The sequence below is a fragment of the Pedobacter sp. ASV28 genome, assembly GCF_016428855.1.
In the GTDB taxonomy this organism is placed as follows: Bacteria; Bacteroidota; Bacteroidia; order Sphingobacteriales; family Sphingobacteriaceae; genus Pedobacter.
The window spans coordinates 1-24,283 of record NZ_JAELTN010000053.1 but is presented as its reverse complement, the minus strand read 5'-3'; the positions used below and the strand labels follow the sequence as shown (position 1 = coordinate 24,283).

23 protein-coding genes are annotated in these 24,283 nt (G+C 37.3%); 10 read left to right on the top strand and 13 right to left on the bottom strand.

Going from position 1 to position 24,283, the window contains the following annotated elements; genetic code table 11:
• Positions 1-7: 7 nt before the first annotated feature.
• From JHD79_RS17255 to JHD79_RS17235, 5 genes are all read left to right on the top strand, one after another.
• Positions 8-910, top strand: a complete 903-nt coding sequence (locus tag JHD79_RS17255; RefSeq protein WP_199120548.1) for a ParB/RepB/Spo0J family partition protein — start codon at positions 8-10, stop codon at positions 908-910.
• Positions 910-1,584, top strand: a complete 675-nt coding sequence (locus JHD79_RS17250; protein ID WP_199120547.1) for a DUF5683 domain-containing protein — start codon at positions 910-912, stop codon at positions 1,582-1,584. The genes JHD79_RS17255 and JHD79_RS17250 overlap by 1 nt, the downstream gene beginning before the upstream one ends.
• A gap of 61 nt (positions 1,585-1,645) precedes the next feature.
• Entirely contained in the window at positions 1,646-2,389 is a 744-nt protein-coding gene (gene dapB / locus JHD79_RS17245) for a 4-hydroxy-tetrahydrodipicolinate reductase (protein WP_199120546.1), read from the top strand.
• 3 nt (positions 2,390-2,392) lie between these two features.
• Entirely contained in the window at positions 2,393-3,583 is a 1,191-nt protein-coding gene (gene lepB / locus JHD79_RS17240) for a signal peptidase I (RefSeq protein WP_199120545.1), read from the top strand.
• A gap of 143 nt (positions 3,584-3,726) precedes the next feature.
• Entirely contained in the window at positions 3,727-5,613 is a 1,887-nt protein-coding gene (locus JHD79_RS17235; RefSeq protein WP_199120544.1) for a mucoidy inhibitor MuiA family protein, read from the top strand.
• Positions 5,614-5,656: 43 nt separating this feature from the next.
• On the opposite strand, the gene JHD79_RS17230 is transcribed toward JHD79_RS17235, so the two are convergent.
• The 7 genes from JHD79_RS17230 to rpmB all read right to left on the bottom strand — a co-directional run bounded on the left by JHD79_RS17230 (position 5,657) and on the right by rpmB (position 11,572).
• Positions 5,657-6,736, bottom strand: coding sequence for an Ldh family oxidoreductase (locus tag JHD79_RS17230; protein ID WP_199120543.1), 1,080 nt, complete (start codon positions 6,734-6,736; stop codon positions 5,657-5,659).
• Positions 6,737-6,866: 130 nt separating this feature from the next.
• A complete protein-coding gene (gene bshC / locus JHD79_RS17225) occupies positions 6,867-8,453 on the bottom strand; it encodes a bacillithiol biosynthesis cysteine-adding enzyme BshC (protein WP_199120542.1) in 1,587 nt (528 codons plus the stop codon).
• 47 nt (positions 8,454-8,500) lie between these two features.
• Positions 8,501-9,832, bottom strand: coding sequence for a 30S ribosomal protein S12 methylthiotransferase RimO (gene rimO / locus JHD79_RS17220; RefSeq protein WP_199120541.1), 1,332 nt, complete (start codon positions 9,830-9,832; stop codon positions 8,501-8,503).
• A gap of 3 nt (positions 9,833-9,835) precedes the next feature.
• Positions 9,836-10,798 (bottom strand): signal recognition particle-docking protein FtsY, encoded by a 963-nt coding sequence (ftsY, locus tag JHD79_RS17215; RefSeq protein ID WP_199120540.1) that lies wholly within the window; start codon positions 10,796-10,798, stop codon positions 9,836-9,838.
• 71 nt (positions 10,799-10,869) lie between these two features.
• Positions 10,870-11,031 (bottom strand): DUF4295 domain-containing protein, encoded by a 162-nt coding sequence (locus tag JHD79_RS17210; protein WP_199120539.1) that lies wholly within the window; start codon positions 11,029-11,031, stop codon positions 10,870-10,872.
• Between the two features lie 84 nt (positions 11,032-11,115).
• Complete coding sequence (gene rpmG, locus JHD79_RS17205; protein ID WP_107216618.1) at positions 11,116-11,298, bottom strand: 50S ribosomal protein L33; 183 nt, start codon at positions 11,296-11,298, stop codon at positions 11,116-11,118.
• Between the two features lie 40 nt (positions 11,299-11,338).
• Positions 11,339-11,572: a 50S ribosomal protein L28 gene (rpmB, locus tag JHD79_RS17200; RefSeq protein WP_097132999.1), complete on the bottom strand. Its 234-nt coding sequence runs from the start codon at positions 11,570-11,572 to the stop codon at positions 11,339-11,341.
• 332 nt (positions 11,573-11,904) lie between these two features.
• Here rpmB and JHD79_RS17195 point away from each other — a divergent pair, with 332 nt between their 5' ends.
• Positions 11,905-13,668, top strand: a complete 1,764-nt coding sequence (locus JHD79_RS17195; protein WP_199120538.1) for a hypothetical protein — start codon at positions 11,905-11,907, stop codon at positions 13,666-13,668.
• Position 13,669: 1 nt separating this feature from the next.
• On the opposite strand, the gene JHD79_RS17190 is transcribed toward JHD79_RS17195, so the two are convergent.
• The 4 genes from JHD79_RS17190 to JHD79_RS17175 form a co-directional block, all read right to left on the bottom strand.
• On the bottom strand, positions 13,670-14,257 hold the full coding sequence (locus tag JHD79_RS17190) for a hypothetical protein (protein WP_199120537.1): 588 nt from the start codon (positions 14,255-14,257) through the stop codon (positions 13,670-13,672).
• Positions 14,258-14,475: 218 nt separating this feature from the next.
• Positions 14,476-14,667 (bottom strand): hypothetical protein, encoded by a 192-nt coding sequence (locus JHD79_RS17185; protein ID WP_199120536.1) that lies wholly within the window; start codon positions 14,665-14,667, stop codon positions 14,476-14,478.
• Between the two features lie 37 nt (positions 14,668-14,704).
• Entirely contained in the window at positions 14,705-14,950 is a 246-nt protein-coding gene (locus JHD79_RS17180) for a hypothetical protein (RefSeq protein ID WP_199120535.1), read from the bottom strand.
• A 28-nt stretch (positions 14,951-14,978) separates the two neighbouring features.
• Complete coding sequence (locus JHD79_RS17175; RefSeq protein WP_199120534.1) at positions 14,979-15,899, bottom strand: IS1595 family transposase; 921 nt, start codon at positions 15,897-15,899, stop codon at positions 14,979-14,981.
• A gap of 98 nt (positions 15,900-15,997) precedes the next feature.
• Between JHD79_RS17175 and JHD79_RS17170 the strand changes: the two genes are divergently transcribed.
• Together JHD79_RS17170 and acs are read left to right on the top strand one after the other, a co-directional pair.
• Complete coding sequence (locus JHD79_RS17170) at positions 15,998-16,501, top strand: hypothetical protein (RefSeq protein ID WP_199120533.1); 504 nt, start codon at positions 15,998-16,000, stop codon at positions 16,499-16,501.
• Between the two features lie 486 nt (positions 16,502-16,987).
• Positions 16,988-18,880 (top strand): acetate--CoA ligase, encoded by a 1,893-nt coding sequence (acs, locus tag JHD79_RS17165; protein ID WP_199120532.1) that lies wholly within the window; start codon positions 16,988-16,990, stop codon positions 18,878-18,880.
• Positions 18,881-18,909: 29 nt separating this feature from the next.
• On the opposite strand, the gene JHD79_RS17160 is transcribed toward acs, so the two are convergent.
• A complete protein-coding gene (locus JHD79_RS17160) occupies positions 18,910-21,300 on the bottom strand; it encodes a hypothetical protein (RefSeq protein WP_199120531.1) in 2,391 nt (796 codons plus the stop codon).
• A gap of 143 nt (positions 21,301-21,443) precedes the next feature.
• Here JHD79_RS17160 and JHD79_RS17155 point away from each other — a divergent pair, with 143 nt between their 5' ends.
• Positions 21,444-21,629: a CsbD family protein gene (locus JHD79_RS17155; protein ID WP_199120530.1), complete on the top strand. Its 186-nt coding sequence runs from the start codon at positions 21,444-21,446 to the stop codon at positions 21,627-21,629.
• A gap of 88 nt (positions 21,630-21,717) precedes the next feature.
• Positions 21,718-22,779 (top strand): glycoside hydrolase family 130 protein, encoded by a 1,062-nt coding sequence (locus JHD79_RS17150; protein ID WP_199120529.1) that lies wholly within the window; start codon positions 21,718-21,720, stop codon positions 22,777-22,779.
• A gap of 51 nt (positions 22,780-22,830) precedes the next feature.
• On the opposite strand, the gene JHD79_RS17145 is transcribed toward JHD79_RS17150, so the two are convergent.
• Entirely contained in the window at positions 22,831-24,102 is a 1,272-nt protein-coding gene (locus JHD79_RS17145; RefSeq protein ID WP_199120528.1) for a hypothetical protein, read from the bottom strand.
• Positions 24,103-24,283 lie beyond the last annotated feature (181 nt).

Genomic DNA, 24,283 nt, shown 5'->3' with positions numbered 1-24,283 from the left:
ATTATAGATGACATCTTTTCAGCGAAAAACAGGATTAGGTAAAGGGTTAAGTGCGCTTTTGGATGATAACGAAACTGTTAACACGACCAAATCTGCCATAGAAAGTATTGATACCACTCCTGCGGTGGGTAGTATTAGCCATATCAGTCTCAATGATATTGAAACTAATCCTTATCAACCACGTACCGAATTTGATCAAGTGGCCTTAAATGAACTTGCCGATTCGATAAGGGTTCAGGGATTGATACAGCCTATTACAGTTAGAAAGAACGAGAATAAATATCAGCTGATTTCAGGAGAGCGAAGATTTAGGGCTTCGAAATTGGCTGGACTTACTGAAATACCTGCATATATACGTACAGCAGATAACCAGCAGATGCTGGAAATGGCCTTGATCGAAAACATACAGCGTGAAAATCTAAATGCAATTGAGGTAGCCCTAAGCTTTCAGCAGATGATAGATGAGTGTAACCTAAAGGCAGAGCAGTTAGGCGAACGTGTAGGTAAGAACAGAACAACAGTAAGTAACTATTTGAGGTTACTCAAGCTTCCGCCAGTCATTCAAGCTTCCATTCGCGATGGAAAAATCTCTATGGGACATGCAAGGGCATTGATTTCTGTAGAAGAAACAGATAAACAATTGTTCATACACCAAGAGATTATAGACAAAGGTTTGTCTGTGCGTAAGGTGGAAGAATTGGTACGCGGTATTCATCATGTACAGATCAAATCACAACCTGTTAAATCGGAAGGAATATCTTTTGAATACCAAAAGCTACAAAATGATCTTGCTACTAAATTTGCGACCAAGGTGAAACTTAAGGTCAAAGATAATGGAAAAGGAGCCATAGAGATTCCTTTTGTGAGTGGCGAAGACCTTAATCGTATTTTAGAACTCTTAGATTGGTAATGCGGGCATTATTGCTTTCGGTATTTTTACTCTTTGCTTTTAAGCTTATAAAGGCCCAAGATCCTGCTGTCAAAAAAAATGCAGATACCACGAGGGCAAAGCTAGATACAATTACACCTGCCGGATATATTAATAAAGGTAAAATCGCAGGGAAAAAAGCGGTCTACCGCTCTCTTATATTTCCTGGACTGGGCCAAATGTATAATTATGGTTTAGTGGTTGATGATGTGAAAAGTGGTGCTGTTCAGGGTAAAAAGGTATTGCAAAAGATGTATATCATAGGTAAGATCGGTGCTATTTATGCAGGTGGAACCCTGCTGGTCTTATCTTATATCGACAACAATAAAAACTACAAGCTTTTTTTGAATGAACTTCAATATAGGCAGTTATATAAAGTACCCAGCCCTGAAAATGGGCTGGAACAATATACTAATGACGATGCCTTAACTGTAGCCAAAAATATTTATAAACGAAACCGGGAAATTGTACTGATATCATTGGTGGGCTTATATGGGCTTAATGTATTGGATGCCTATGTGACGGCCAGGTTAAAATATTTTAACGTAGATGATACGCTTAGTTTCAAAATATCACCTACCATTATAAATTCGAACACAACAATGTACGGTTTCCATCAGGTGGCACCGGCATTAAAACTTACACTTAGATTATGAAACCGATCCTGACACTGTTGGGAGAGCATTCATCAATCATTAAACACAAAAAAATAAACAGATGAAAATAGCGCTGTTAGGTTATGGCAAAATGGGGCAGATCATTGAACGCTTTGCTTTAGAAAGAGGCCATGATGTAACCTTAAAAGTTGGAATAGAAAATTTGGATGATTTTACTATCGAGAACCTGTCTAAGGCAGATATAGCCATTGATTTTAGTGCGCCAGATGCTGCTGTAAATAATATTTATAAATGTTTTGAGGCTAAGGTACCCGTGGTGGTTGGCACAACAGGATGGTATGGCGAACTGCAGAAAATAAAAAATGATTGCATAGAGAGTAACAATACCTTGCTGTATGGTTCTAACTTTAGTGTAGGAGTTAATATTTTCTTTCACCTGAATAAGCTTTTGGCAAGGGTAATGAATAACTATCCGGCCTATGATGTTCAGGTAGAAGAAATACACCATACTCAAAAGCTGGATTCTCCAAGTGGCACGGCGATGACCATTGCAGAAGGTATTTTAGAGGAGATTGAACATAAGACCGAGTGGGTGAATGAGCTGGAAGGAGCACCTATGCCCGATAAATTGAGAAATGATCAATTACTGATAGAATCACTTCGAATGGAGAACGTACCCGGAACACATACGGTTGTTTACAGCTCCGAAGTTGATGATATAGAAATTAAACATACCGCACATAGTAGGGCAGGTTTTGCTCTTGGGGCTGTGATAGCGGCAGAATGGTTACAACATAAACGAGGCTTTTTTAGCATAGCCGATGTTTTTAATTTTAAAGATTAGACTATGAATTGGAAATTCTGGCAAAAGAAAAATACCAACGAACCAAAAAAGAAAAAGAGCAAGGGCAGAGAATGGGCTGATGCCATTATTTTTGCCGTAGTAGCAGCTACTATTATCCGGGTATTCTTTATAGAAGCTTATACCATACCTTCGGGGTCAATGGAACGGTCGCTTTTGGTAGGTGATTTTCTTTTCGTAAGCAAGGTGAATTATGGAGCCCGTATACCCATGACGCCGGTGGCTTTCCCCTTTGCACATCATACCATGCCTTTAATAGGTACAAAAGCTTATTGGGATGGTATAGAATGGAAGTACAGGAGATTGCCTGGATTTCAGGATATCAAACGTAATGATGTAGTGGTTTTCAATTTCCCTGAGGGGGATACAGTAGCTCTGGAAGCTCAGGACGATAATTATTACCAAATGCAGTTGCGGGGAGAAGATAGGAAGTCAATATGGTCCAGGTATACAATTGTAAGCAGGCCGGTAGATAAACGTGAGAATTTTATTAAACGTTGTATTGCCATTGCAGGAGATACGGTGAGCATGGAGAATGGGCTGGTTACGGTTAATGGAAAGAAAGAGCCACTGGTGGGCACAGGTTGGTTCTCTTATACTGTTGAATTTAAGACAGCTGAAGTAAATATCAAATTATTTGAGGATATGGGCTTTAAAACCATGCCATTGGCTCTGCCTAATACCTACCAGTTTGATGGAACGCCAGATATGGTGAAAGAACTGAAAAAGTCAGAGTATGTAAAATCTGTCACCGAAAATCTTATGCCAAGTGGGGAATATGATCCTTTGATCTTTCCGCATGATAAAAATAGGCATTGGAACTTGGATAATTATGGGCCAATTGTTGTCCCTAAAAAGGGCATGACCGTAAATTTGGATAGTGTGAATATGCCGATGTATGAAAGAAGCATTCGTATATATGAAGGTAATACCCTAGAAAAGGTGGGCAATGACTGGATATTGAATGGAAAGAAGGCAACAACCTATACTTTTAAGATGAACTACTATTGGATGATGGGAGATAACCGGCATCAGTCTGCAGATTCACGGTATTGGGGATTTGTTCCAGAAGATCACATCGTAGGCAAGGCCTTGTTCATTTGGATGAGCTTGGATAGCGAGGGCTCATTTCTGAATAAAATAAGATGGAGCCGTATTTTTAAAGGCATACATTAGTAAAATCATCATGCTGATCCGATGACTATCGGATTTATTTCAGCATCAGGTTTGATAAAAAAGCATTACTTTTTAAGTAATGCTTTTTTTTTGGCTTTTTATGTAAAATCAAAGACAAACGCATCCCTATTATATAAATCAAAATGATGATGAATAGAAATATACTTTTTTCTTTATTATGCTTCGGTATAAGCATAGGTGCGGGTGCACAGGAGAACCAAATCAATGTACATTCTAAAATAAATGCGGTAACTGTCTTTATGAATGGAGCACAGGTAGAGCGTTTGTCAGATCTACTAGATTTGCCCCAAGGCGTAAGCTTACTTGTTTTTTCAGGTTTATCTTCTAGTATAGAAACTCAAAGTCTGCAAGCCAAAGGCGAAGGAAGTTTTACCATTCTGTCTGTGAACAAACAGAATAACTTTCTGATGGAAAAGAAAAAGTCCGAGCAAAAGGAAGCTCTACAGGCAAGATTAGTAGATATTGTAGATAAGATTACAGCCCTGAGAAATGAAGTTGCAGTGTATAAAGCTGAAGAAGAAATGTTAATGAAAAATCAAACGGTAATGGGGCCTAACGTTAGTTATGATTTGGTTAAGTTAAAGGCAGCGCTAGATTTTCAGCGTCAACGATTAATTGATGCCAAGACCAGACAGACCAGCTTGGGAAAAGATATTGATAAGTGGAATGCAGAATTGGTGAAAATTGGCAAACAGGTAGCCGATGTAGATGGGAAGGCGATTGGTCAATCGAATGATGTGGTGGTAAAAATTTCGGCAAAGACGGCAACCAAAGGGAAGTTTATGTTGACTTATTTAGTGAAAAATGCAAGCTGGTATCCTACATATGATATTAGGGCTAAGGATGTGACTAGTCCTATTCAGTTGATATATAAGGCCAATGTAAGTCAAAATTCTGGAGAGGAATGGAAGAATGTAAAACTAACCTTATCTTCTGGAAATCCATCTAATAACAATGAAAAACCTACATTGCCCATTTATCAATTGGGGTTTTTAAGTGCCGGTTATTCATTTTTTAATCCAGTAAGCGCATCTTTAAATGCAGTTAAAGGAAAAGTGCTTAGTGCGAGCGATAACTTAGCTTTACCCGGTGTATCTATCAGGGTTAAAAATTCGTCGATAGCTACTGTTACCGATGGCGAAGGTAACTATTCGATACAATTGCCGCCTGGTGCAAATACACTGGTTTTCTCCTCCATAGGATTTGAAAATCAAGAGCTTTTAGCCTCACATGGACAGTTGAATGTAAGCTTACGGGAAGATACGAAAAATTTGAGCGAAGTTGTGGTTATGGGTTATGCAGGTATTAATGAAGCCTTGGCAGGTAAAGTAGCTGGGGCAAAGGTAAGAGGCGCTAGTTCAGTTTCAACAGTACCACTACAGGTGAAAAATGTAGAGAGACAAACCAATATTACCTTCGAGATTAAGATGCCATATACTATTTTAAGTGATGGCAAACAGGCTACGGTTGATATTGGCAATTATGATTTTAAAGCCGATTATGAATATTATACTGTGCCTAAGGTTACGCAAGATGCCTTTTTGACCGCAAAAATTACCGATTTTAATGAAGTAAACCTTATAAGTGGAGAAGCCAGTATCTTTTTTGAAGGGACTTACCTGGGAAAATCTTTGTTGGACATTGGAAATATTACAGATACCTTGACCCTCTCCTTAGGGGCAGATAAGAACGTGGTAGTGAAACGGGAGAAACAAAAAGATTTTAACGAGCGGCAGTTTATCGGTTCTTCGCAAAAAGATACGCGTCATTTTGTAATTGACATCAAAAATCGTAAAAATCAAAAGGTAAATCTAATCGTAGAAGATCAGCTACCCGTTTCAACAAGTAGTGACATTAGCATCGAAAAGCAGGATATTTCGAAAGCGAAGTTGGAGGAAGCAACCGGAAAATTAATTTGGAAAATGGAATTGGAACCCAATGAACAAAAAAAGATTGACCTTAAATATCAGGTAAAACATCCTAAAAATAAACCGATCAATATGGAATAATATATATATATGGGCCATCTGAGTAGATGGTCCATAAAATTGATTATAGTTTATCGACCTTAATTTTTTCTGCTAATGTATTCAGGTCGTTAACCACCACATCAATTAGGGGAATGCCTTTAATTTTGCGTTCATTTTCAAAATGATATTCAGGTTCTCCAGGAATAATTACTTTTTTAGTTTCATCAATCGTTTTGGCACTTTTAAAGCGTTCTATCCAATTGTCTAAGTGGTCTTTGAACTCTTGCGCAGGGCGAAAGCCATCTACCCGCATGGCGCCTATAAAGTGTCCAATGCCTTCTCCAACCGGATGTTTAGAAGGTTCTAGAAAAGCTACAAAAGGAGGGACCCAAGGCCCATAGTTAGCTCCGGAAAGCACGGCCGAAAGTATGTCTACGGTTGCACTTAGCCCATAACCTTTATGGCTGCCATGATCTTTGTCGCTACCCAGTGGGAGCAATGAGCCACCTGTTTTTAATTCGTTAGGATTGGTTGAACTTTTGCCGTCTTTATCCTGCACCCATCCATCAGGAATAATAGAATTGGCCCTTTGGGCAATTTCCAGTTTTCCATTGGCGGCTGCGGCAGTAGCCATATCTACCACAACAGGAGGGTACTTTCCAGCGGGAAAAGCGTAGCACATGGGATTAGTGCCCAATAAACGTTCATTGGCATAGGTAGGTGCAACCAGGGGGCTGGCATTGGTCATGCTTATGCCGATCATATCTTTTTCAACGGCCATTAACGCATGATAGCCTGCAATGCCGAAATGATTAGAGTTTTTTACAGAAACCCAGCCAGTTCCATATTTTTCCGCTTTTTCCATCGCCACTTTCATGGCAAAGGGAGCTACCACCAGGCCCAAACCGGCATCTCCATCAATGGTAGCGGTAGTTGGTGTTTCATGAACAATTTTAATGGCAGGTTTAGTGTTAATCCTACCTTTTTCCCATAAACGATAATAACCGCTCAAACGGGCAACACCATGCGAATCAATTCCCCTAAGGTCAGAACGGACCAAAACATCAGTAGCTAAAAGTGCATGTTCATCGGAACAGCCCATTTTTTTAAAAACATCGAAGGTAAAGGCCCGTAGTTTTTCTTCTTTAAAAGTAATAAACATGGTGTTTTTGTAGTTAACGGTGTATTTTGTTAAGGGTCTAAATTGTTGAACTGGTTAATCGGTTAACATAAAATTTGCCTCCTGCTCTTTGTTAAGTCGTAATATCTTCTGAATATCAGTCTTTTCGGAATTAAGGTAAGATCAAAGTAAAATCACCGCCCAAGGGTTCAAAATTCTCAATTAAACTAGAAATGAAGTCGTCTCCATAATTGATATACATGGGCGCAATGTTTAACACCCGTTCCTGAAGTGTGCCGCTTGGAAATAATCGTTTCTTCATGTTATCTATTTGTGTTAAGGAAACTTGATGCTTTCTCTTTTCGGCCCTAATCAGTTTTTTTTCCAAATTGATCAAGAGTTTTTCCGTTCTTTTCTCTGCACTATTGGCCGAAAACTCTAAGGTTTTATCAATTTTGAATGTATTCAGTTTAATTTTATCAAATGCCGCTTTAATGGCCGAAATTTCGTCGGTCAAACTTAAGTTGGCATTAGAATTATGTTTTATCCATTGATTTTGAAGCTCGTTGGTAGACAGAAAAATATCTTCAAAATGGAAACCAAGGCTATTCAGGTTATCAAAACTTCTTTTATCAATGACCAGCGCTGAATTTCTGAGTAGCAACACGGGGAAATCGATTTTATAAAAGTCGAAATTTGCCTTTAGCTGCATCCAATAAGACACTTCTGCCCCTCCACCTATATAAGCAATATTAGGCAAGATTACTTCTTGGTAGAGGGGTCTCATAATCACATTCGGACTGAATCTTTCCGGATGATTTTCAATTTCGGTTAACAGATGATTTTCGGTAAATGCAAGGTCAGTATGGTTAACCATATATAGCTCACCCTCTTTGATAATCCTTTCTCGTAAGTTATCTTTTAGGTAAAAGAAATTAATATCTCTTCCATTCACCTGTGATTTGTAGCCTTTTTCTTCCAGTATGGCACTGGTTTTTTCTGTCAAACGGGCACTGTTTTGTGCTACAATATCACTTTTGATAATGCTGATAAATTCTTTTTTTAGTTTAGGCTCGTCGGCATTGATAATCACAAGACCATATTGCTCAAATAAACTATTGACCAGCATACGTGTAGCATCAGCCAGGTTCTCATTTTCCAGATAGGCTTTTTCAACCAATTTGGCCAATTTTTTACCGTTTTTGCTAATGCCTAAATAGGCTTTATAGGATCTAACTGCAGCCTCGACCGTTTTGGTACTCAATCTGCCCGTAGCGCCATTGGTCTGTTGTATCCAACTGATGTTTTTTTCATCAACATTAACATGGTTGATTTCTTCAAAGTCATGATCTTCCGTGGCCATCCAATAAACTGGAACGAAATTTTTTTCTGGATAGGCAATCTTTAGCTCCAAAGCCAGGTTAATGGTGGTCACTATTTTATATATAAAATAGAGGGGACCGGTAAATAGGTTAAGCTGGTGGCCTGTTGTAACCGTAAATGTGTTTTCGTTAAGCAGTAAGTCAATATGGTGACTTACCGCCTTATGTATCTTTATATCGTGGTATTGTTGCCTAAGAACTTCTACGAGTGCAGTTCTGTTTCCCGTAAAATTTCGTTCATTTACAGCTTTTTTTAAACCTTCTATGTCGGGTCTAAAACTGTAGAAGGGTTTTAGGAAATCAACATCATTAACATAATCTAAAACCAGTTTAGAAAATGAGTGGGTATCTTTATAGGAGATGTATTTAGCCTTCATGTTTTACGAAATTAAATTAATTTGCCAAACATAATCGACCTGACATTTTATTTTACAATTTGTCCATATAGGTCAAAATCTTCTGCCCTGTCTACTTTCACCTGTACAAAGCTGCCAATGGCCGCATAGCCAGAATTGGCATCAATTAGCACTTCATTATCCACTTCTGGAGAATCAAATTCGGTACGGCCAATAAAGAAATCGCCCTCTTTTCTGTCTACCAATACTTTGTAGGTTTTGCCTACTTTTTCCTGGTTGATTTCGTAAGAAATACCTTGTTGTAACTCCATAATGGCCTCTACGCGTTCTTGCTTAATTTCATCAGGAACGTTATCAACCAAATTATAAGCATGGGTTTTTTCTTCGTGAGAATAAGTGAAGCAGCCTAAACGGTCGAAACGAGTATCGGCCACCCACTGGTACATTTCTTCAAAATCCTGTTCAGTTTCGCCCGGATATCCACAGATCAGTGTAGTACGCATGGCTATATTTGGAACTTTAGCCCTGATTTCATTTACAATATCGATGGTTTTTTGCTTGGTAATGCCGCGACGCATAGATTTCAGCATGTTATCTGTAATATGCTGTAGTGGCATATCGAGGTATTTGCAAATATTCTCACGTTCGTTCATGGCCTCTAAAATTTCTATAGGGAAACCAGAAGGATAGGCGTATTGCAACCTGATCCATTCTATGCCCTTTACATCAGATAATCGACGCAAAAGTTCATCCAAATTTCTCTTCCCATAGATATCCAATCCATAATACGTCAAGTCTTGTGCAATTAGGATCAATTCCTTGGTACCATTGGCTGCTAGTATTTTTGCCTCCTTAACGAGTTCATTCATGTCTCTAGAAACATGTTTGCCCCGCATTAAAGGGATAGCGCAAAAAGAGCAGGGCCTATTGCATCCCTCTGCAATTTTGAAATAGGCAAAGTGCGAAGGTGTGGTTAACAAGCGTTCGCCAATGAGTTCATGTTTGTAATTGGCACCTAGCGTATGGAGTATATTTTGGAGGTCGTTGGTGCCAAAATAGGCGTCAACATTGGTAATTTCTGCTTCTAAATCTGGCTTATAACGCTCAGAAAGGCAGCCGGTAACAATTACTTTCCCTACTTTTCCTTCATCTTTGAGCTGGCTGTATTGTAAAATGGTATCAATAGATTCTTGTTTGGCATTATCTATAAAACCACATGTATTTATCACCACAATATCATCTTTCCCCAACTTATTCGATTCGTGCTCTACGTTAAGATTATTCCCTTTCAACTGTCCCATTAACACTTCCGAATCGTAAGTATTTTTAGAACAACCTAGCGTAATTACATTAATTTTAGGTTGAGCAGCCTTTACTGTAGTTTTATTTTTTGTAATCATATTTTATTTAAATAGCGAATTCACAAACTCTTTTTTGTCGAACAATTGCAAATCGTCCATTTTTTCGCCCACACCAATATATTTTACAGGGATTTTAAATTGATCTGAAATACCAATTACTACACCTCCTTTAGCTGTTCCATCCAACTTTGTAATGGCTAATGCATTAACGTCAGTGGCTTCGGTGAATTGTTTGCATTGTTCAAATGCATTTTGTCCGGTAGAGCCGTCCAATACCAGCAAAATTTCGTGGGGGGCATTAGGTACTACTTTCTGCATTACATTTTTGATTTTGCCCAACTCGTTCATCAGGCCAACTTTATTATGTAAACGTCCAGCGGTATCAATAATTACGACGTCTTCTTTGTTGGCAACGGCAGATTGTAGGGTGTCATAAGCAACAGAAGCGGGGTCAGAACCCATAGCCTGGGCCACTACCCTTACCCCTACTCTTTCTCCCCAAAGTTTAATCTGGTCAACGGCAGCGGCACGGAAAGTATCGGCTGCGCCTAACACAACATTTAGGTTTTCTTTTTTGAGTTTATGTGCCAGTTTGCCAATGGTGGTGGTTTTGCCTACACCATTAACACCCACTACCATAATTACATAAGGTTTGTGATCGCCATATTCGAAATTGCGAAAGTCGTTGCTGTTGTTTTCGGCCAGTAACAGCTGGATTTCGTCCCTTAGCAAATGGTTTAATTCAGAAGTAGACAGGTATTTGTCCTTTGCTACCCTTGCTTCAATACGTTCAATAATCTTCAGCGTGGTGCTTACCCCAACATCGGAAGTGACCAATACTTCTTCCAGATTGTCGAGTACATCATCATCAACTGTTGATTTGCCAGCTACTGCTTTGGTAATTTTGCTGAAGAAACCTTCCTTGGTTTTTTCCAAACCTTTATCTAAAGCTTCCTGAGCTTCAGGTGCGGTTTCTTTTTTTTTGAAAAAATCGAATAAACCCATAAAATTTTGTTAAAATAAAAAAAGCCCTTCCGTTAAGTACGGAACGGCTCTTAAGCTATTCTTGATAAGAATTACTTGCTATTGCCAGCAAGAGCATCTTTAACGTGATCGTTATGAACGATAGTCTCTTTGAATGAATAAGCACCAGTTTTTGGCGACTTGGTCATTGTAATAACTTTTGAATATTCTTTACCTGTACCTGTTTTAAGGGTTGCAACTACTTTCTTTGCCATGTTGTTAAAATTTAATGATTGAGTGAGCGGATGCTAAAACGATTGAATTAAATAATTCTACCCTTCAGTCAATCTAACATTCAATTATTTTATCTCTTTGTGTACGGTTACTTTCTTTAAAACCGGGTTGTATTTTTTCAACTCTAAACGCTCAGTAGTGTTTTTACGGTTCTTTGTAGAAATATATCTAGACATACCAGGCATACCGCTGGTTTTGTGCTCTGTACACTCTAAAATAACTTGAACTCTGTTACCTTTTTTTGCCATTTTATTATTTATTTATGCCGATAAAATCAGCAAATGTTTTTTACAAATATCCTTTTTTCATGAAACGATTAATCGCCTCAGAAACACCAATTTTATTGATGGTTTTAATAGCTGAAGTAGATACTTTTAGTGTTATCCAACGATCTTCTTCAGGAATATAAAACTTCTGAAGTTGTAGGTTAGGATAAAACTTGCGCTTAGTTTTAACGTTTGAGTGAGAAACGTTATGTCCCTTCATCGCTGTTTTTCCTGTTAAATCACAAACTCTTGACATGACTTTATTTTGTTATTTGTTATTCGTCGCTTAATTTTTTTAAGAGTGTGCAAATATCTGAATAATTTTTGTATTCATCAAGTATGTTTCGAAAATATTTTAGAAGTCGAATCATTTTAAATCATTAACGTCTAATTATTTATTCTGTTGAATATGCTACATCAAAGCTTCAATGCTTTTTAAACAGGTACTAAAATGCCCTGCTAAGGCTAAAATACTCATAATTGAGTATTTACTGGCATTGTGTTGTAGGCTAGATTTGTGGCCAGCAAGAAACAATCAGAAAATCAATCTGAAATAGTTTCTGGCCATAAACCACTTTAACTATAATTATGATGAATTCTACTACGGGTGTTTGCACAAGTATGTGCAAGTACCTCTTTCGTGCCAAGTTGCGAAACTACTTATTTTTGTTGCTGATGTTTTCACTAACGGCAAATGCACAAAGGAAAAAGGTGCAGGTTAGACAGGTTGATCCAAGGTTTACCCTTTCGCTGGAAAGTTATTTCTCTACGCTTACTGCAGACGAGGAATTCTTTTACTATGTTAAGAACAATACCAATCAAGAGTATAATATAGTCGTAGATATTACTGCAAATTATGCTTGCGTAGGCGAACGTAGGTTTAAATTGGGCATAAATAAAGTTGTGTACTTGGCTCCCAATGGAGAGTTTACGCCAAAAAGCGATTGGGTGCATTATGTGCTGACCAGCGATTTAAAAGGTAAGGCGAAAGAGTGTGCTTCTAAATTTGAAGACAGCTATACTTATTTGAAAAATATTTCATATACCATTTCTAGCGTTGAAAATTTGACAGAGAAAAAAGCTGCAGAGGAAAAGAAAAAAGAGGATGATCTGGCCAATAAAAAGAAATTAGCCGATGAAAAGGCTAGGCAGGAAAAAGAAAAGTTAGAAAAAGCAAAGCTTGAAAAGGAGAAATTAGAAAAGGATAAATTGGCCAAAGAAGCAGCTAATAAAAAACAGGTGGCTAAGACAGGGGCTGCAGTTGGCACTGTTTCTACAACTAAAGAAGCTTCGGGTTCCAACGAGAAGAAAACAACTGCAGCCAAAACAGAAAAGGCTTCCAGTTCAACTGAAAAGGTACAAGGTGCTAAAAGTAATACGGTTGATGCGGAAAACTTAGCCTTGTCCAAACAACAGCAAGCACAACAGCTAGAAGCAGAGGGAAAGGCACAGGAAGAGCGCAGAAAAGCGGCCGAAGCTGCAGAATTGGCAGAAAAACAAAAAGAATATGATAGCTGGAAAAACAAAAAAGCAGAAGAGCAGAAAGTGCAGGATGCGGCTTCGTTTGCGGCAAGTGTAGGTTTGATGACTATTGTGGGCGGATGGATCTATGATGGAATGGGTAGGGTAGATCCTATGTTTGTACTCAAACCTGAAGATGAGAAAAAACGCAAGTTTCACATGGGGCTTGATTTCGGCTATTCTTTGGCCACTATGCCTATCTTGTATGCAAGCGATAAAACTACGATGGTAGGCGGGAAAACCCAAAATACCAAACAGATTACAGCTGCACACCCTTTTACTTTTAATATTGAGGCCTTTTGGAAAGTGGGAATTGATAATGAGAACTATGGTGGCTATGCCTATTTAAATCCTAAGCTGGGCTTTAGCCCAATTTTCGACGGTTATCAGTTCTCGCCATTGAATTATGGTGCTAGGTTATACGCTGGTGCAAAATGGGCAAAGCTCTATTTTGAGTACGGCGGGGGGATGCGGCAGTTCTCCCATAAAAGTCATGATGCGGAAGAGGCAGGAAAAGGAAATGCTGTAATCAGTTATGGTAAGCTTGAATACGGGCTGAGGTTTACTACCAATCACGATAGTGATTATAAAAGAAGTCATATTTCCATAGGGCTGATCAGTGAAAAAATATCCCCTTATGATGTGGGTGGTTTCGCTATACTAGATCCAGAATATGGTTTTGTACAGTTCGATCAGAAAAGCAAAGCCATTCAAGGGTTTGCTTTTCAGTGGAGAAAGGACCATACCTTTAATTGGTACATTAATTTTGGTAGCTATATACGACTTGGGACAAATCAAAAATACAAAAAATCCAACAATATGTTGGCTTAATTTATTCACTAGATTGTATAGCTGTTAGCTTTCCTTTTGAAAAATAATAATAAACGTAATTTGGATATACCCATTGTTCATCCCTTCCGTATTCTGTCTCTGTATAGTTGATAGTAATAGGCTTCTCTTGTTTTACCCATCCAAAAACCAATTTACTCATTCCTATCATAAGTTTTTTATACATAAAACAATATTTATCAATATTTGATCCATACTTGTTTATATGCGCCTTTGCGTTATCATAAGCTTCTTTTTCCTTCGCCCTAACTGCTTCTTCTTTTTCCTTTTTTATTTTCTCTATAAGGACTAATTCTTCAGCAAAGAACTTTAACAAACTATCTGGACGTACAAAGTCAGATTTCAATATCAATATCTTTCTTCCTAAGCTATCCATAGATTTGAAATATTCATCTTCAACACCGGTTAATAGCACTTTTTCTCCGCTATTAAATTCATTGATAAAAGCTGCATCAACAAATAACCTATATGGGCTTTGTCTGATTGTTGTCCCTATTACAGGCGGCTTAACGGTCTGTGCGTATGCAGAAATGCAATATAGCATACACAAAGTTAAAAACGTTTTCTTCATTGTTGTGGTATTTTAGAGTTTAAAAAAAATTGGCGTAACTTTTAGTCTTTCGCCGCTCAAGGGATACCACTCCCGCTACCTGCAAAAAGACATAGCTACGCCATTACTGGTGCACCATCAGTCTTAATAATTGCAGGTAGCTTGATGTGGTATTTCTGAGCAGCAATATTAAACCTAGTACAAGAATTTAATTTACGGATATCCGTAAATTTATATCTCTATTTATCAGTATCCTTCTTTGGAACCTGGGTATTAATACCTATTTGTATCATCTCCTCCAACGTTCCTTCAAACTTTACCTTTTCTTCATATTTATCCGCACGTTCTTTAGGCGGCTTCTTCTTTTTTTCTTTTGCCATTTTCTTTTGCAAATCTAACGTTATCAATTTTTTTATTAATGCAACATACATGTTACAATTATTTAGTATATTTACTTTATGAAAAAGTTCATTTACCGCCTAAAGTGTTTCCTAGGTTTAAATCGCCCAGTTGCACGTATAAATTCTCAAGGTATATCTTTTTTGCCTCCGAGAAATAAGACTTCATCTCATTAATATTCTCTTCATAGGTTCTCCCGTTGCTTGAGTTTTCAGCTATCATTTCTGTTATAGCCATAGTTCTAACATTTAATTCTACCAACATATTTAAGATAGCTGTAAATGTATTTGGTCCTGAGATATTAAATTGTTCCATATTTAATTTGGTTTAGGTTTAATCTAAACTATGAAATTAAATCAGAATATCTCAAACGTTTATTGTCACACAATCTAATTGCATCGTCAAAACGAATAATATCTTCAACTTTGCGTGTATTGTATCTGAATGCGAACTCGTCACAATATCTATGTAGGTGCTTTGGACTTACGTAATGGTATATCCCAACAATTCCCCTTTTTAGATGTGACCAGAAACCTTCTATCGAATTGGTATGCCTATCTCCAATAGTTATGTAATTCCCTTCCATGTGCTTGATTTTGGTATGCTCGAATGATTTGGAAAGCGAATTATAGGAATTATAGCTATCAGTAATTACATCTGATCCGGCTTCGACATTTTCTACCATAATGTTAGTCAATGTTGAAGAAGATGTTTCGTCAACTACAAATGTTCTTATTCCCCCTTCACGTTGCAATATACCAAGTACTGGCTTTTTATCTACCGACGACCGGCCTTGTGAGCCTTCCACCTTTTTATTTTGGTGGCGGTTCTTATTCTTTCCACCCACATATGTTTCATCTATTTCAACAATGCCAGATAGCTTTTTAGAACTGTCCTGTTTAAGCATTTCACGTATGCGGTGCAATAAGAACCAAGCTGTTTTTTGGGTAATATCAAGGTCACGGCTTAACTGTAAACTAGAAATACCTTTTTTGTGTGCAGTACATAAATACATAGCTGCAAACCAGTAACGTAATGAAATCTTGGTATTCTCGAATACTGTTCCGGTAGTTACCGTAAATTTCTTGGCACATTCCTTTGATTTGCATTTATACCCCCTGTTTGTTACATAAGCACCAATAGATCCACAATGAGGGCAAGCAGGATCCGAACCCCACCTCATAGCAGCCAAATACTCTTTACAGGTGTTTTCTTCCTTAAAGAAATCTAGTACTTGGATTAGGTTTTTGAATCGAGTTGCCATATTGCCTCCTTGTTTATAACAACAAAGATACATTTTGTCCCAATAACTTACTAATTTATTTGAAAATATTTTTTGAGATTAGAATAAAAAGTAAATTAATGTCAACAATAGAGGAACAAAGAAAACAACTATTAGAAAATCTAATAAATAGGAGCATAGAATATAGAGGTCATATAATTCATACCAGTACAATTATAGAGAAGGATATTGACATAATCATAGTTATGTATTTTAAAATGAGAGTGGATAGGCAGGTGGAATTTATTGAGTTAATTTTAGATAGAACATCTTATGACAGTAAGATAGCTATATTGGAGCAAATCTTAAAAAAACACTACTACAAAACATATGATCAAGAATGCTCAAAGACTATCGCTTCTTTAAGAGAAATAAAAGATATAAGAAACAAATTTGCTCATGATACAGTATACACTAGTTACAATAAGAATGAAAAGATACCCAAAGAGTTTTCATTAGTAAATTTTAGAAATAGCATGAGTGTAAAAGATTTCACAAAAGGAGAATTTAAGGTCTTTAATGAAAAATCTGAAAGATGTAGAAAGTCACTTAATAAGTTACTTCAAGAATTTATACATGAGTAAAAGAATCGGGCAGTGCCTCTCGCTCTCGACTAGTGCGCACTTCTGGAAACGGTCATTGGCACCCCTATCTTTCATAACAAAAATACTTATAACTATCTGTATTTCAAAATTTTATTTCCTGTACCAAGTGGTATATAGATGCCTTAATTTTTATCCAAAATTTGTGTATTCTGGAGAAGTGAAGGATGCCGGAGCTTTAAGTTCTAGTTTCAGCAGCAAGAAAACCAATACTTTTTTTGAGATGGGTTTCATTAGGGCCTTAGATTTTTACTAGCATTTAATCCATTGATGAACACGGCCCTTGCAGATCAAAATGTGGGGGCTGTTTTAATAAAGAGCATTGGTGTGTGGTTGTGAAACTTGAAAAGAATGGTTAACTTCTTTAGTAAGCTGTTAATAAAATTGATGTGATTTTGATATTTTTATAGTATTTAATTACTTATTTTTAGCGACAGAACAAAACCCATAACCTATTATAAATATACTATGCAGATTACATCTTTTGAGCAGTATGAAGAAAGCTATAAAAAAAGTGTAGAAAATCCGGAACAATTTTGGGGCGAGGTTGCCCAGAATTTTAAGTGGAGGAAACCTTGGTACAAAGTACTTTCATGGAACTTTGAAGAACCAGAGATCAAATGGTTTGAAGGCGCCAAGTTAAATATTACGGAAAATTGTTTGGATAGGCATTTGGAACATAGTGCTGATAAACCAGCTATCATTTGGGAACCAAACAATCCAGATGAGGAAAGTGTAACGCTTACCTATAAAATGTTGCATGAACGCGTTTGTCGTTTTGCCAACGTATTAAAAAGAAATGGTGCTCAAAAGGGAGATAGGATCTGTATCTATATGCCAATGGTACCCGAGTTGGCCATTGCCGTGCTGGCCTGTGCTCGTATCGGTGCAGTACATTCTGTAGTGTTTGGAGGCTTTTCTGCCAAATCCATTGCTGATAGAATTAATGATGCGAAATGTAAATTGGTCATTACTGCCGATGGGGTATATCGCGGAGCGAAACCTATTCCCTTGAAAGAAGTAATTGATGATGCGCTTATTGGTTGTCCTACGGTAGAGAAAGTAATTGTTTTAACGCATGTTAGAACACCGGTAAGTATGTTAAAGGGCAGGGATGTGTGGTGGGAAGATGAGGTTAAACATGTGAATGCCGTTTGCGAACCAGAAGAAATGGACGCGGAAGATTTGTTGTTCATTTTATATACCTCTGGTTCAACTGGTAAACCTAAAGGAGTGGTACATACTTGTGGTGGATACATGGTTTATGCAGGTTATACATTTAGTAATGTGTTTAATTACCAGCCAAATGAAGTTTATTTCTGTACAGCAGATATTGGTTGGATCACCGGCCATTCCTATATTGTTTATGGACCGCTGTCGCAGGGCGCAACTTCCCTGATTTTTGAGGGCGTTCCTACTTATCCAACACCATCACGTTTTTGGGATATTGTAGAAAAACATAAGGTAAATATTTTATATACAGCACCTACGGCCATCAGATCGCTGATGGGCTTTGGCGATGAGCCATTGAAAGGTAAGGATCTGAGTTCAATAAGGGTTTTGGGTTCGGTAGGGGAGCCTATTAACGAAGAGGCTTGGCATTGGTTTGACGAAAAAATTGGCCATGGAAAGGCGCCAATTGTAGATACTTGGTGGCAGACCGAGACCGGAGGTATCATGATATCGCCAATTGCTACGGTGACCAAGACCAAACCGAGCTATGCCACCCTGCCGCTTCCTGGTATACAGCCTATTTTGGTAGATGAGAACGGTAATGAAATTGAAGGGAATGATGTGAGCGGTAACCTATGCATCAAATTCCCATGGCCAGGTATGCTACGTACCACTTATGGCGATCATGAACGTTGTAAGCAAACCTATTTTTCTACTTATCCGGGTATGTACTTTACTGGAGATGGATGCCTACGTGATAAAGACGGTTATTACAGGATTACAGGAAGGGTAGATGATGTGCTAAATGTTTCTGGCCATAGAATTGGTACTGCCGAAGTAGAAAATGCCATCAATATGCATGCTGGTGTAGTGGAAAGTGCTGTGGTGGGCTATCCACACGATGTGAAAGGACAGGGTATTTACGCCTTTATCATTTATCCGAATCATCACCAAGATGCGGAACTGACTAAAAAGGATATTCTACAAACCGTGACCAGGGTGATCGGGGCTATAGCCAAACCAGATAAAATTCTATTTGTCTCTGGGCTGCCCAAAACCAGATCTGGTAAAATTATGCGCAGGATTTTAAGAAAGATTGCAGAAGGTGACACTTCAAATCTTGGTGATATTTCTACGCTATTAGATCCAGGTGTGGTAGATGAAATTATTGCAGCTACTAAGGGCTAATTTTATTTAAATTATTGAGAAGGCAGGTTTTAATTAACTTGCCTTTTTTGTTCTACTTCAAATTTCGTTTCGGTATAAATCACATCTTCTTTAGTAACCCCTTGTACAATTACCTTAAATATTCCCACGATATCGCTCGTGTGAAAAGTTAATTCTGTTTCTTTTTTAGAATCTAAAATTATCCCATAATTCCAGTAGATTGTAGAAAAAAAAGCAGGCTCTAAAGGATCTTTATAATTATTTAAATAGAATTCTTTATGATAGCGGATACCTGAAAACTCTACAAAAGACTTATCTTTTGTATGAGATTTACATTCCATATAAGGTCCATCGCTTCCTCCATAGTTCATTCCAGCCACAGGTTGTCTATTTAGAGGGTCGTTGAAGTGATTTATACAATTTAAGATGTCATTTTTACAAACGTAGTCGCCGCAGGCATTGGCACCTCTTGAATAATAAAAACTGCGATCATTGGCACTTTTGATCGTAACTTCTTTTAATTGTATAGCCCTTTCATTATTCTTCAATACTAGGTCAGAATTGTCAGCAAGGATTAAAGGTTCTAATTGGACAATAGAAGCTTCTGTTTTGCTTAAATTTTTACTCATTTGATCAAAGGTGTCCTTGATTTGAACATGAAATCTTTCTCTGTTGTCATCGTTAACAAATAAATACACTTTCTTCCCATATTCAGTAATTAGTTCAGGTTTATTTAAATCGAAATTTCCTTGTGGCGAAGTGTTGAAGGTTCTAAATAGACTATCTACTGTTGCGGCAAGATTTATAGGAGAAGTAAGAAGCTTTTTATTCTTTCTAACTACCCCTGTGATTGATAAACTATCAATAGTTTTTACGGTGTCTGAAGGCTTAATATCTAAGATTTGTTGCCAGGTATATTTTCTCCAACCCTTTACCCTTAAAACTTGTTCAAAATAATCCCGGTCTTTGTAAATTAATCCTCTACTATTAGGTAATACGTTTTCCAATTCGGTTTTGACATAGAAATAATTCTCAATATCATTGGTGTTTTTTAAACTGATCCTATTTTCTTGAACAACAGCAATGGATACAAAAGCATTTTGAGGAAGTTCTTTAGGTGTTAATTTTAATGTTACTTTTTCTCGCTGTTGGTAAATAGGTTTGTCAGTTTTTATAGATAAGGTTTCTTTATTATCGTAATGAGCAAAAAATAAACTCTCCGCCAAGGGTCTATTTAAACTATCGGTAATTGTTATGGCATTAAGCCCTTTTGGAATGTTTGTTAAGGGAATTTTCAGCTTTCTAAGATTGCTCCCCATATCAAATGGGATGTCTAAAAAGCAATTTCTAAAATTGTGTAAGCGGATGAAAATTTTGTGATTTCCAGTGTTTTTTAACGACAATCTTAAGGTGTCTTCTACCACAGTATCGTCAATATTAATTACTAGACCACTGCTAAGGGCTTTAGGTAGAGTATAAATGCTATCTGCTAAATTATCGTTCAATAATTTCACCGTGTAAACGGCATTTTCTTCAGTAGGTATTTTAAACTTGCCAATACCGTAGCTGTTGGTTTCTATAGTATCAATAGGAGAATTATTCTTCAATAAAAAAGCCCTTAATGCAATTGGCCTCTTTTGTAAATCCGTAACTTCCCAGGCTACTGTTGAGGGTATGTTGTTTACTAGGTTTCCGCTTTCAGGAAAGAACTTTACGTTCGCTTTGATCCTACCAGAAGGTAAAGGCATACTCAAAAAACTACTATCTTTTTGGATTTTTAGTTTTACATGGATGTTCGGGTCCACCAAATTGTCTTGCTTGGGGATGGTTAGAAGTAATTGTCCAGAAGCATCTGTTTTTGCTTTTTTTTCCAAATTTCCATACTTATAATTAACCGCAACAGGTTTAGCTAAAAACTTGAAATCGTTTGAAGTCACAGAAATTAGGACCTTATTATCTTTGTGGGTAAGGTCTGGTTTTTCAACAAGTTTAATATTTGCTCTGAAAGGCAATTCTATATTTGTTTTAAGTTTAATGGCTTGCTTAAAAATCAATTCGGGTTTACCATTTACCAGTTTATCTGTATAGGCTAATAACTGGTAATTTCCTGTTACCACAGAATCTGGAATAATCATATTTCCAAAAGCCAAACCACCCTTCGTTAGAAATTTATCGACCTTAATTACGGAGGTATCTATATCTCTAATTAAAGCTATAGCTAAAATTTTATGAGCATTTAAATCAAACTTTCCAGTTTTTAAAATATAAGCAGTGAAGTAAATGGTTTCATTGTTAGAATAAATGTTCTTGTCAAAATGTACAAAAAGATTTGCTGTAGGGCTTACTAAATTATTGAAAGCTATTTTTTGAGCGATATCATCCTGACTAAATCCTCTTAGAGATATCAGTGAGAATATGATGAAAAGGAGTAGCCTGCGCATTTTTAAAAATAGAGTTTTGTAATTTAAGTTCAGCATTTGTCCCGTAAATATTTCATTTTAGGTTAGTTACTTTTTTTAAAAACATAATGGATGGTAAGTTGTTTTTCTTTAAAATTCAGTTAGTATTAATAAAACTATAGATTATGGACAAATTAGAATTAAAAGGCAAATGGAATGAGATAAAGGGAAAAGTTAAGCAGGCATATGCTGATTTAACTGATGATGATCTGAAGCATGAAGAGGGAAAAGATGATGAGTTGTTAGGTAGACTACAACAAAAAACAGGCAAAGGAAGAGATGAATTAGTCAAATGGATCAAATCACTTTAATTATATTTTCAAATTAGATAAAAAGACCCTCGCTAATTAGCAAGGGTCTTTTTGTTTACCTTCTTGCAATACTTACCTTTTAAAGATTATGACCTTAGCTATTTCAAATCGTTTTCCGGAAAATCCTTTGTTAAGTCCCAAAGATTTAATGCCCAGTAGAGAGGGCTTGGAAATTACCTGCCTGCTCAATCCGGGGGTTTTTACTTTCGATGGCAAAATATGGCTGATTGTTCGAGTGGCCGAAAGGCCGTTACAACGGATGGGAATTTTATCGTTTCCTATCCTAAAAGAAACGGGAATTGACATCATCGAAATTAAGAGTAATGATCCAGAACTTATAGCAGTTGATCCTAGGGTAATTAATTACAAAGGCGCTGATTATCTTACTACACTGTCGCATTTACGGTTGTTATGTAGTGAAGATGGTATCCATTTTTATGAGCCAGAGGGATATTCCTTTTTGCAGGGCGAAGGAAAAGATGAAGCTTTTGGTATAGAAGATTGTAGGGTTTCCCTTATGGATGGAACTTACTACCTCACCTTTACTGCCGTTTCTGCAGATGGTGTAGGGGTAGGTTTGCGTACCACAAAAGATTGGAAGAATTTTCAAAGGCATGGTATGATCATTCCACCGCATAATAAAGATTGTGCTATTTTTGAGGAGCGGATCAAGGGTAAATTTTATGCTTTGCATAGACCAAGTAGTGTAGAACTTGGAGGGAATTACATATGGTTGGCCGAATCTCCGGATGGAATACATTGGGGAAATCATAAATGCATCCTAAAGACAAGAAAAGATCAGTGGGATAGTAAAAGAGTTGGGGCGGGAGCTGCCCCTATAAAAACTTCAAAAGGATGGCTGGAAATCTATCATGGTGCCAACAGCACCCATTATTATTGTCTGGGTGCCTTTTTGATGGATTTGAATGAACCTTCAAAAGTGCTGGCACAGACCGATGAACCCATTATGAGGCCGCAAGAAGATTACGAACTGAGAGGCTTTTTTGGGCATGTGGTCTTCACCAACGGACATCTTATAAACGGTGATGAACTTACAATCTATTATGGGGCAGCAGATGAGTTTGTATGCGCCGCAAAATTTTCAATCCAGGAAATTTTATCCCAGCTAAAATGGAAAATAGAATTTTAAGGTGAGTAAACTTAATCGAAAAAATAAAAAGAAAATAAAAGCGAGCTGGATTTACTTTCTTTTTACCTCAAAAAACTTTTCACTATATAACACTTGGTTTTGGCTGATCCCCTGCACCACTACCCTAAATTTGCCTACAATATCACTGGTATAGAAACTTAGGTTGGCAGGTTTGTCTTTGTCCAGAATAAGGGAGTAATTCCAGAAAATAGTAGAAAAGTAAGCAGGTTCAAGGGGGTCTTTATAAGTATCGGCATAAAATTCTTTATGGATATGGATACCTTCCGTTTTAAAGAAAATGCTTTCATCACTTACATTACAGCCATTATAGGTCATGGTCTGCCCATTTGATTTATAAGTTTTTCCTTTTATAGGTTGTGTATTTTTAGGGTCGCCATAATGGTTCTGGCAATTCAAAATGCCATAGGGGCAAACATAATCGCCACAGGAATTGGGACCAAAACCACCTTTGGGTTTCACTTTTTCACTAATAACCACTTCCTTTAGCCTAATGGCTTTTTCGGTAGATTTGATAAATAAATCACTATTATCTACTAGGGTTAAGGTAGGAAGTTTCTCTTCCAGACGTGGCAATTTAGCTATTCTTTCACTGGTTTCTACCAATTGGTTTGCCACGGTAAACCTGTAGGAGGGATCGGTATTGTTATTAAGGAAAAAGAACATTTTTTTCCCGGAAGCAGTATAAAGTTCGGAGTTGTTAAAATCAAAGGTTCCGTTTTCCTCTGTAGAAACTAACTTAATTCTATCATCGCCCATGGCACCAACAGCTACTGATTTGGTGAGTGGTTTTTTAGACTTGGTAACAGCACCCAAAAAAAGAAGATTTTGATGTGTCTTAGCGGTATCGGCTGTTTGAGTATTTGCTAATTCCTGCCAGTTATAGCGTCTCCAACCTTTAATGAGCAACAATTGTTCAAGGTATTTTTTGTCTTTATAAGTGCTGCCTTTTGTATTGATGGGTATATTGTTAAGCTCATTGTTGAGATAGGTATAGCTTTCAATATCTTTCATTTTACCCTGATCAATCCTGTTGTCTTGCACAACGGCTACCGAAACTACGGTCGTTTCATCAAAATCTTGCAACTTTAAGGAAAGATCTACCTTTTCTCGGATCCCATAAACGGGCTTATCGGTAGTTATGTTTATTTTTTCGGCATTGTCATAGTGGGCAAAAAAAAGACGTTCTGTTATTGGTCTATCTAAACTATCGGTAATGGTTAACGTAGCCAAGCCTTTAGGCACTTGCGTGAGGGGAATTTTCAGGCTTCTCATACCCACCTGCAACTCAAATTTGGTGTACAAAAAACTTTCCCTAAAATTATGAACTCTTAAATTCAGTTTTTCATGCTGTTTTGCTCTTAAATTCAGTTTTAAAGTGTCGTTTACTACAGCATTTGTAATATTTAGGCTTATGCCATTTCTTTTGAGTTCTGGTAGGACAAAAGTAGTATCTGTCTCTTATACACATCTGACGCTGCCGACG

Excerpts from the sequence above, each read along its gene's own strand:
- JHD79_RS17190 (WP_199120537.1), bottom strand. The coding sequence starts at position 14,257 with ATGAAGAAAACGTTTTTAACTTTGTGTATGCTATATTGCATTTCTGCA.
- JHD79_RS17150 (WP_199120529.1), top strand. The coding sequence starts at position 21,718 with ATGACCTTAGCTATTTCAAATCGTTTTCCGGAAAATCCTTTGTTAAGT.
- rpmB (WP_097132999.1), bottom strand. The coding sequence starts at position 11,572 with ATGTCAAGAGTTTGTGATTTAACAGGAAAAACAGCGATGAAGGGACAT.
- JHD79_RS17185 (WP_199120536.1), bottom strand. The coding sequence starts at position 14,667 with ATGTATGTTGCATTAATAAAAAAATTGATAACGTTAGATTTGCAAAAG.
- JHD79_RS17195 (WP_199120538.1), top strand. The coding sequence starts at position 11,905 with ATGATGAATTCTACTACGGGTGTTTGCACAAGTATGTGCAAGTACCTC.
- JHD79_RS17255 (WP_199120548.1), top strand. The coding sequence starts at position 8 with ATGACATCTTTTCAGCGAAAAACAGGATTAGGTAAAGGGTTAAGTGCG.
- rimO (WP_199120541.1), bottom strand. The coding sequence starts at position 9,832 with ATGATTACAAAAAATAAAACTACAGTAAAGGCTGCTCAACCTAAAATT.
- JHD79_RS17175 (WP_199120534.1), bottom strand. The coding sequence starts at position 15,899 with ATGGCAACTCGATTCAAAAACCTAATCCAAGTACTAGATTTCTTTAAG.
- JHD79_RS17180 (WP_199120535.1), bottom strand. The coding sequence starts at position 14,950 with ATGGAACAATTTAATATCTCAGGACCAAATACATTTACAGCTATCTTA.
- lepB (WP_199120545.1), top strand. The coding sequence starts at position 2,393 with ATGAATTGGAAATTCTGGCAAAAGAAAAATACCAACGAACCAAAAAAG.
- JHD79_RS17230 (WP_199120543.1), bottom strand. The coding sequence starts at position 6,736 with ATGTTTATTACTTTTAAAGAAGAAAAACTACGGGCCTTTACCTTCGAT.
- JHD79_RS17155 (WP_199120530.1), top strand. The coding sequence starts at position 21,444 with ATGGACAAATTAGAATTAAAAGGCAAATGGAATGAGATAAAGGGAAAA.
- dapB (WP_199120546.1), top strand. The coding sequence starts at position 1,646 with ATGAAAATAGCGCTGTTAGGTTATGGCAAAATGGGGCAGATCATTGAA.
- JHD79_RS17250 (WP_199120547.1), top strand. The coding sequence starts at position 910 with ATGCGGGCATTATTGCTTTCGGTATTTTTACTCTTTGCTTTTAAGCTT.
- JHD79_RS17160 (WP_199120531.1), bottom strand. The coding sequence starts at position 21,300 with ATGCGCAGGCTACTCCTTTTCATCATATTCTCACTGATATCTCTAAGA.
- bshC (WP_199120542.1), bottom strand. The coding sequence starts at position 8,453 with ATGAAGGCTAAATACATCTCCTATAAAGATACCCACTCATTTTCTAAA.
- acs (WP_199120532.1), top strand. The coding sequence starts at position 16,988 with ATGCAGATTACATCTTTTGAGCAGTATGAAGAAAGCTATAAAAAAAGT.
- JHD79_RS17210 (WP_199120539.1), bottom strand. The coding sequence starts at position 11,031 with ATGGCAAAGAAAGTAGTTGCAACCCTTAAAACAGGTACAGGTAAAGAA.
- JHD79_RS17170 (WP_199120533.1), top strand. The coding sequence starts at position 15,998 with ATGTCAACAATAGAGGAACAAAGAAAACAACTATTAGAAAATCTAATA.
- ftsY (WP_199120540.1), bottom strand. The coding sequence starts at position 10,798 with ATGGGTTTATTCGATTTTTTCAAAAAAAAAGAAACCGCACCTGAAGCT.
- rpmG (WP_107216618.1), bottom strand. The coding sequence starts at position 11,298 with ATGGCAAAAAAAGGTAACAGAGTTCAAGTTATTTTAGAGTGTACAGAG.
- JHD79_RS17235 (WP_199120544.1), top strand. The coding sequence starts at position 3,727 with ATGATGATGAATAGAAATATACTTTTTTCTTTATTATGCTTCGGTATA.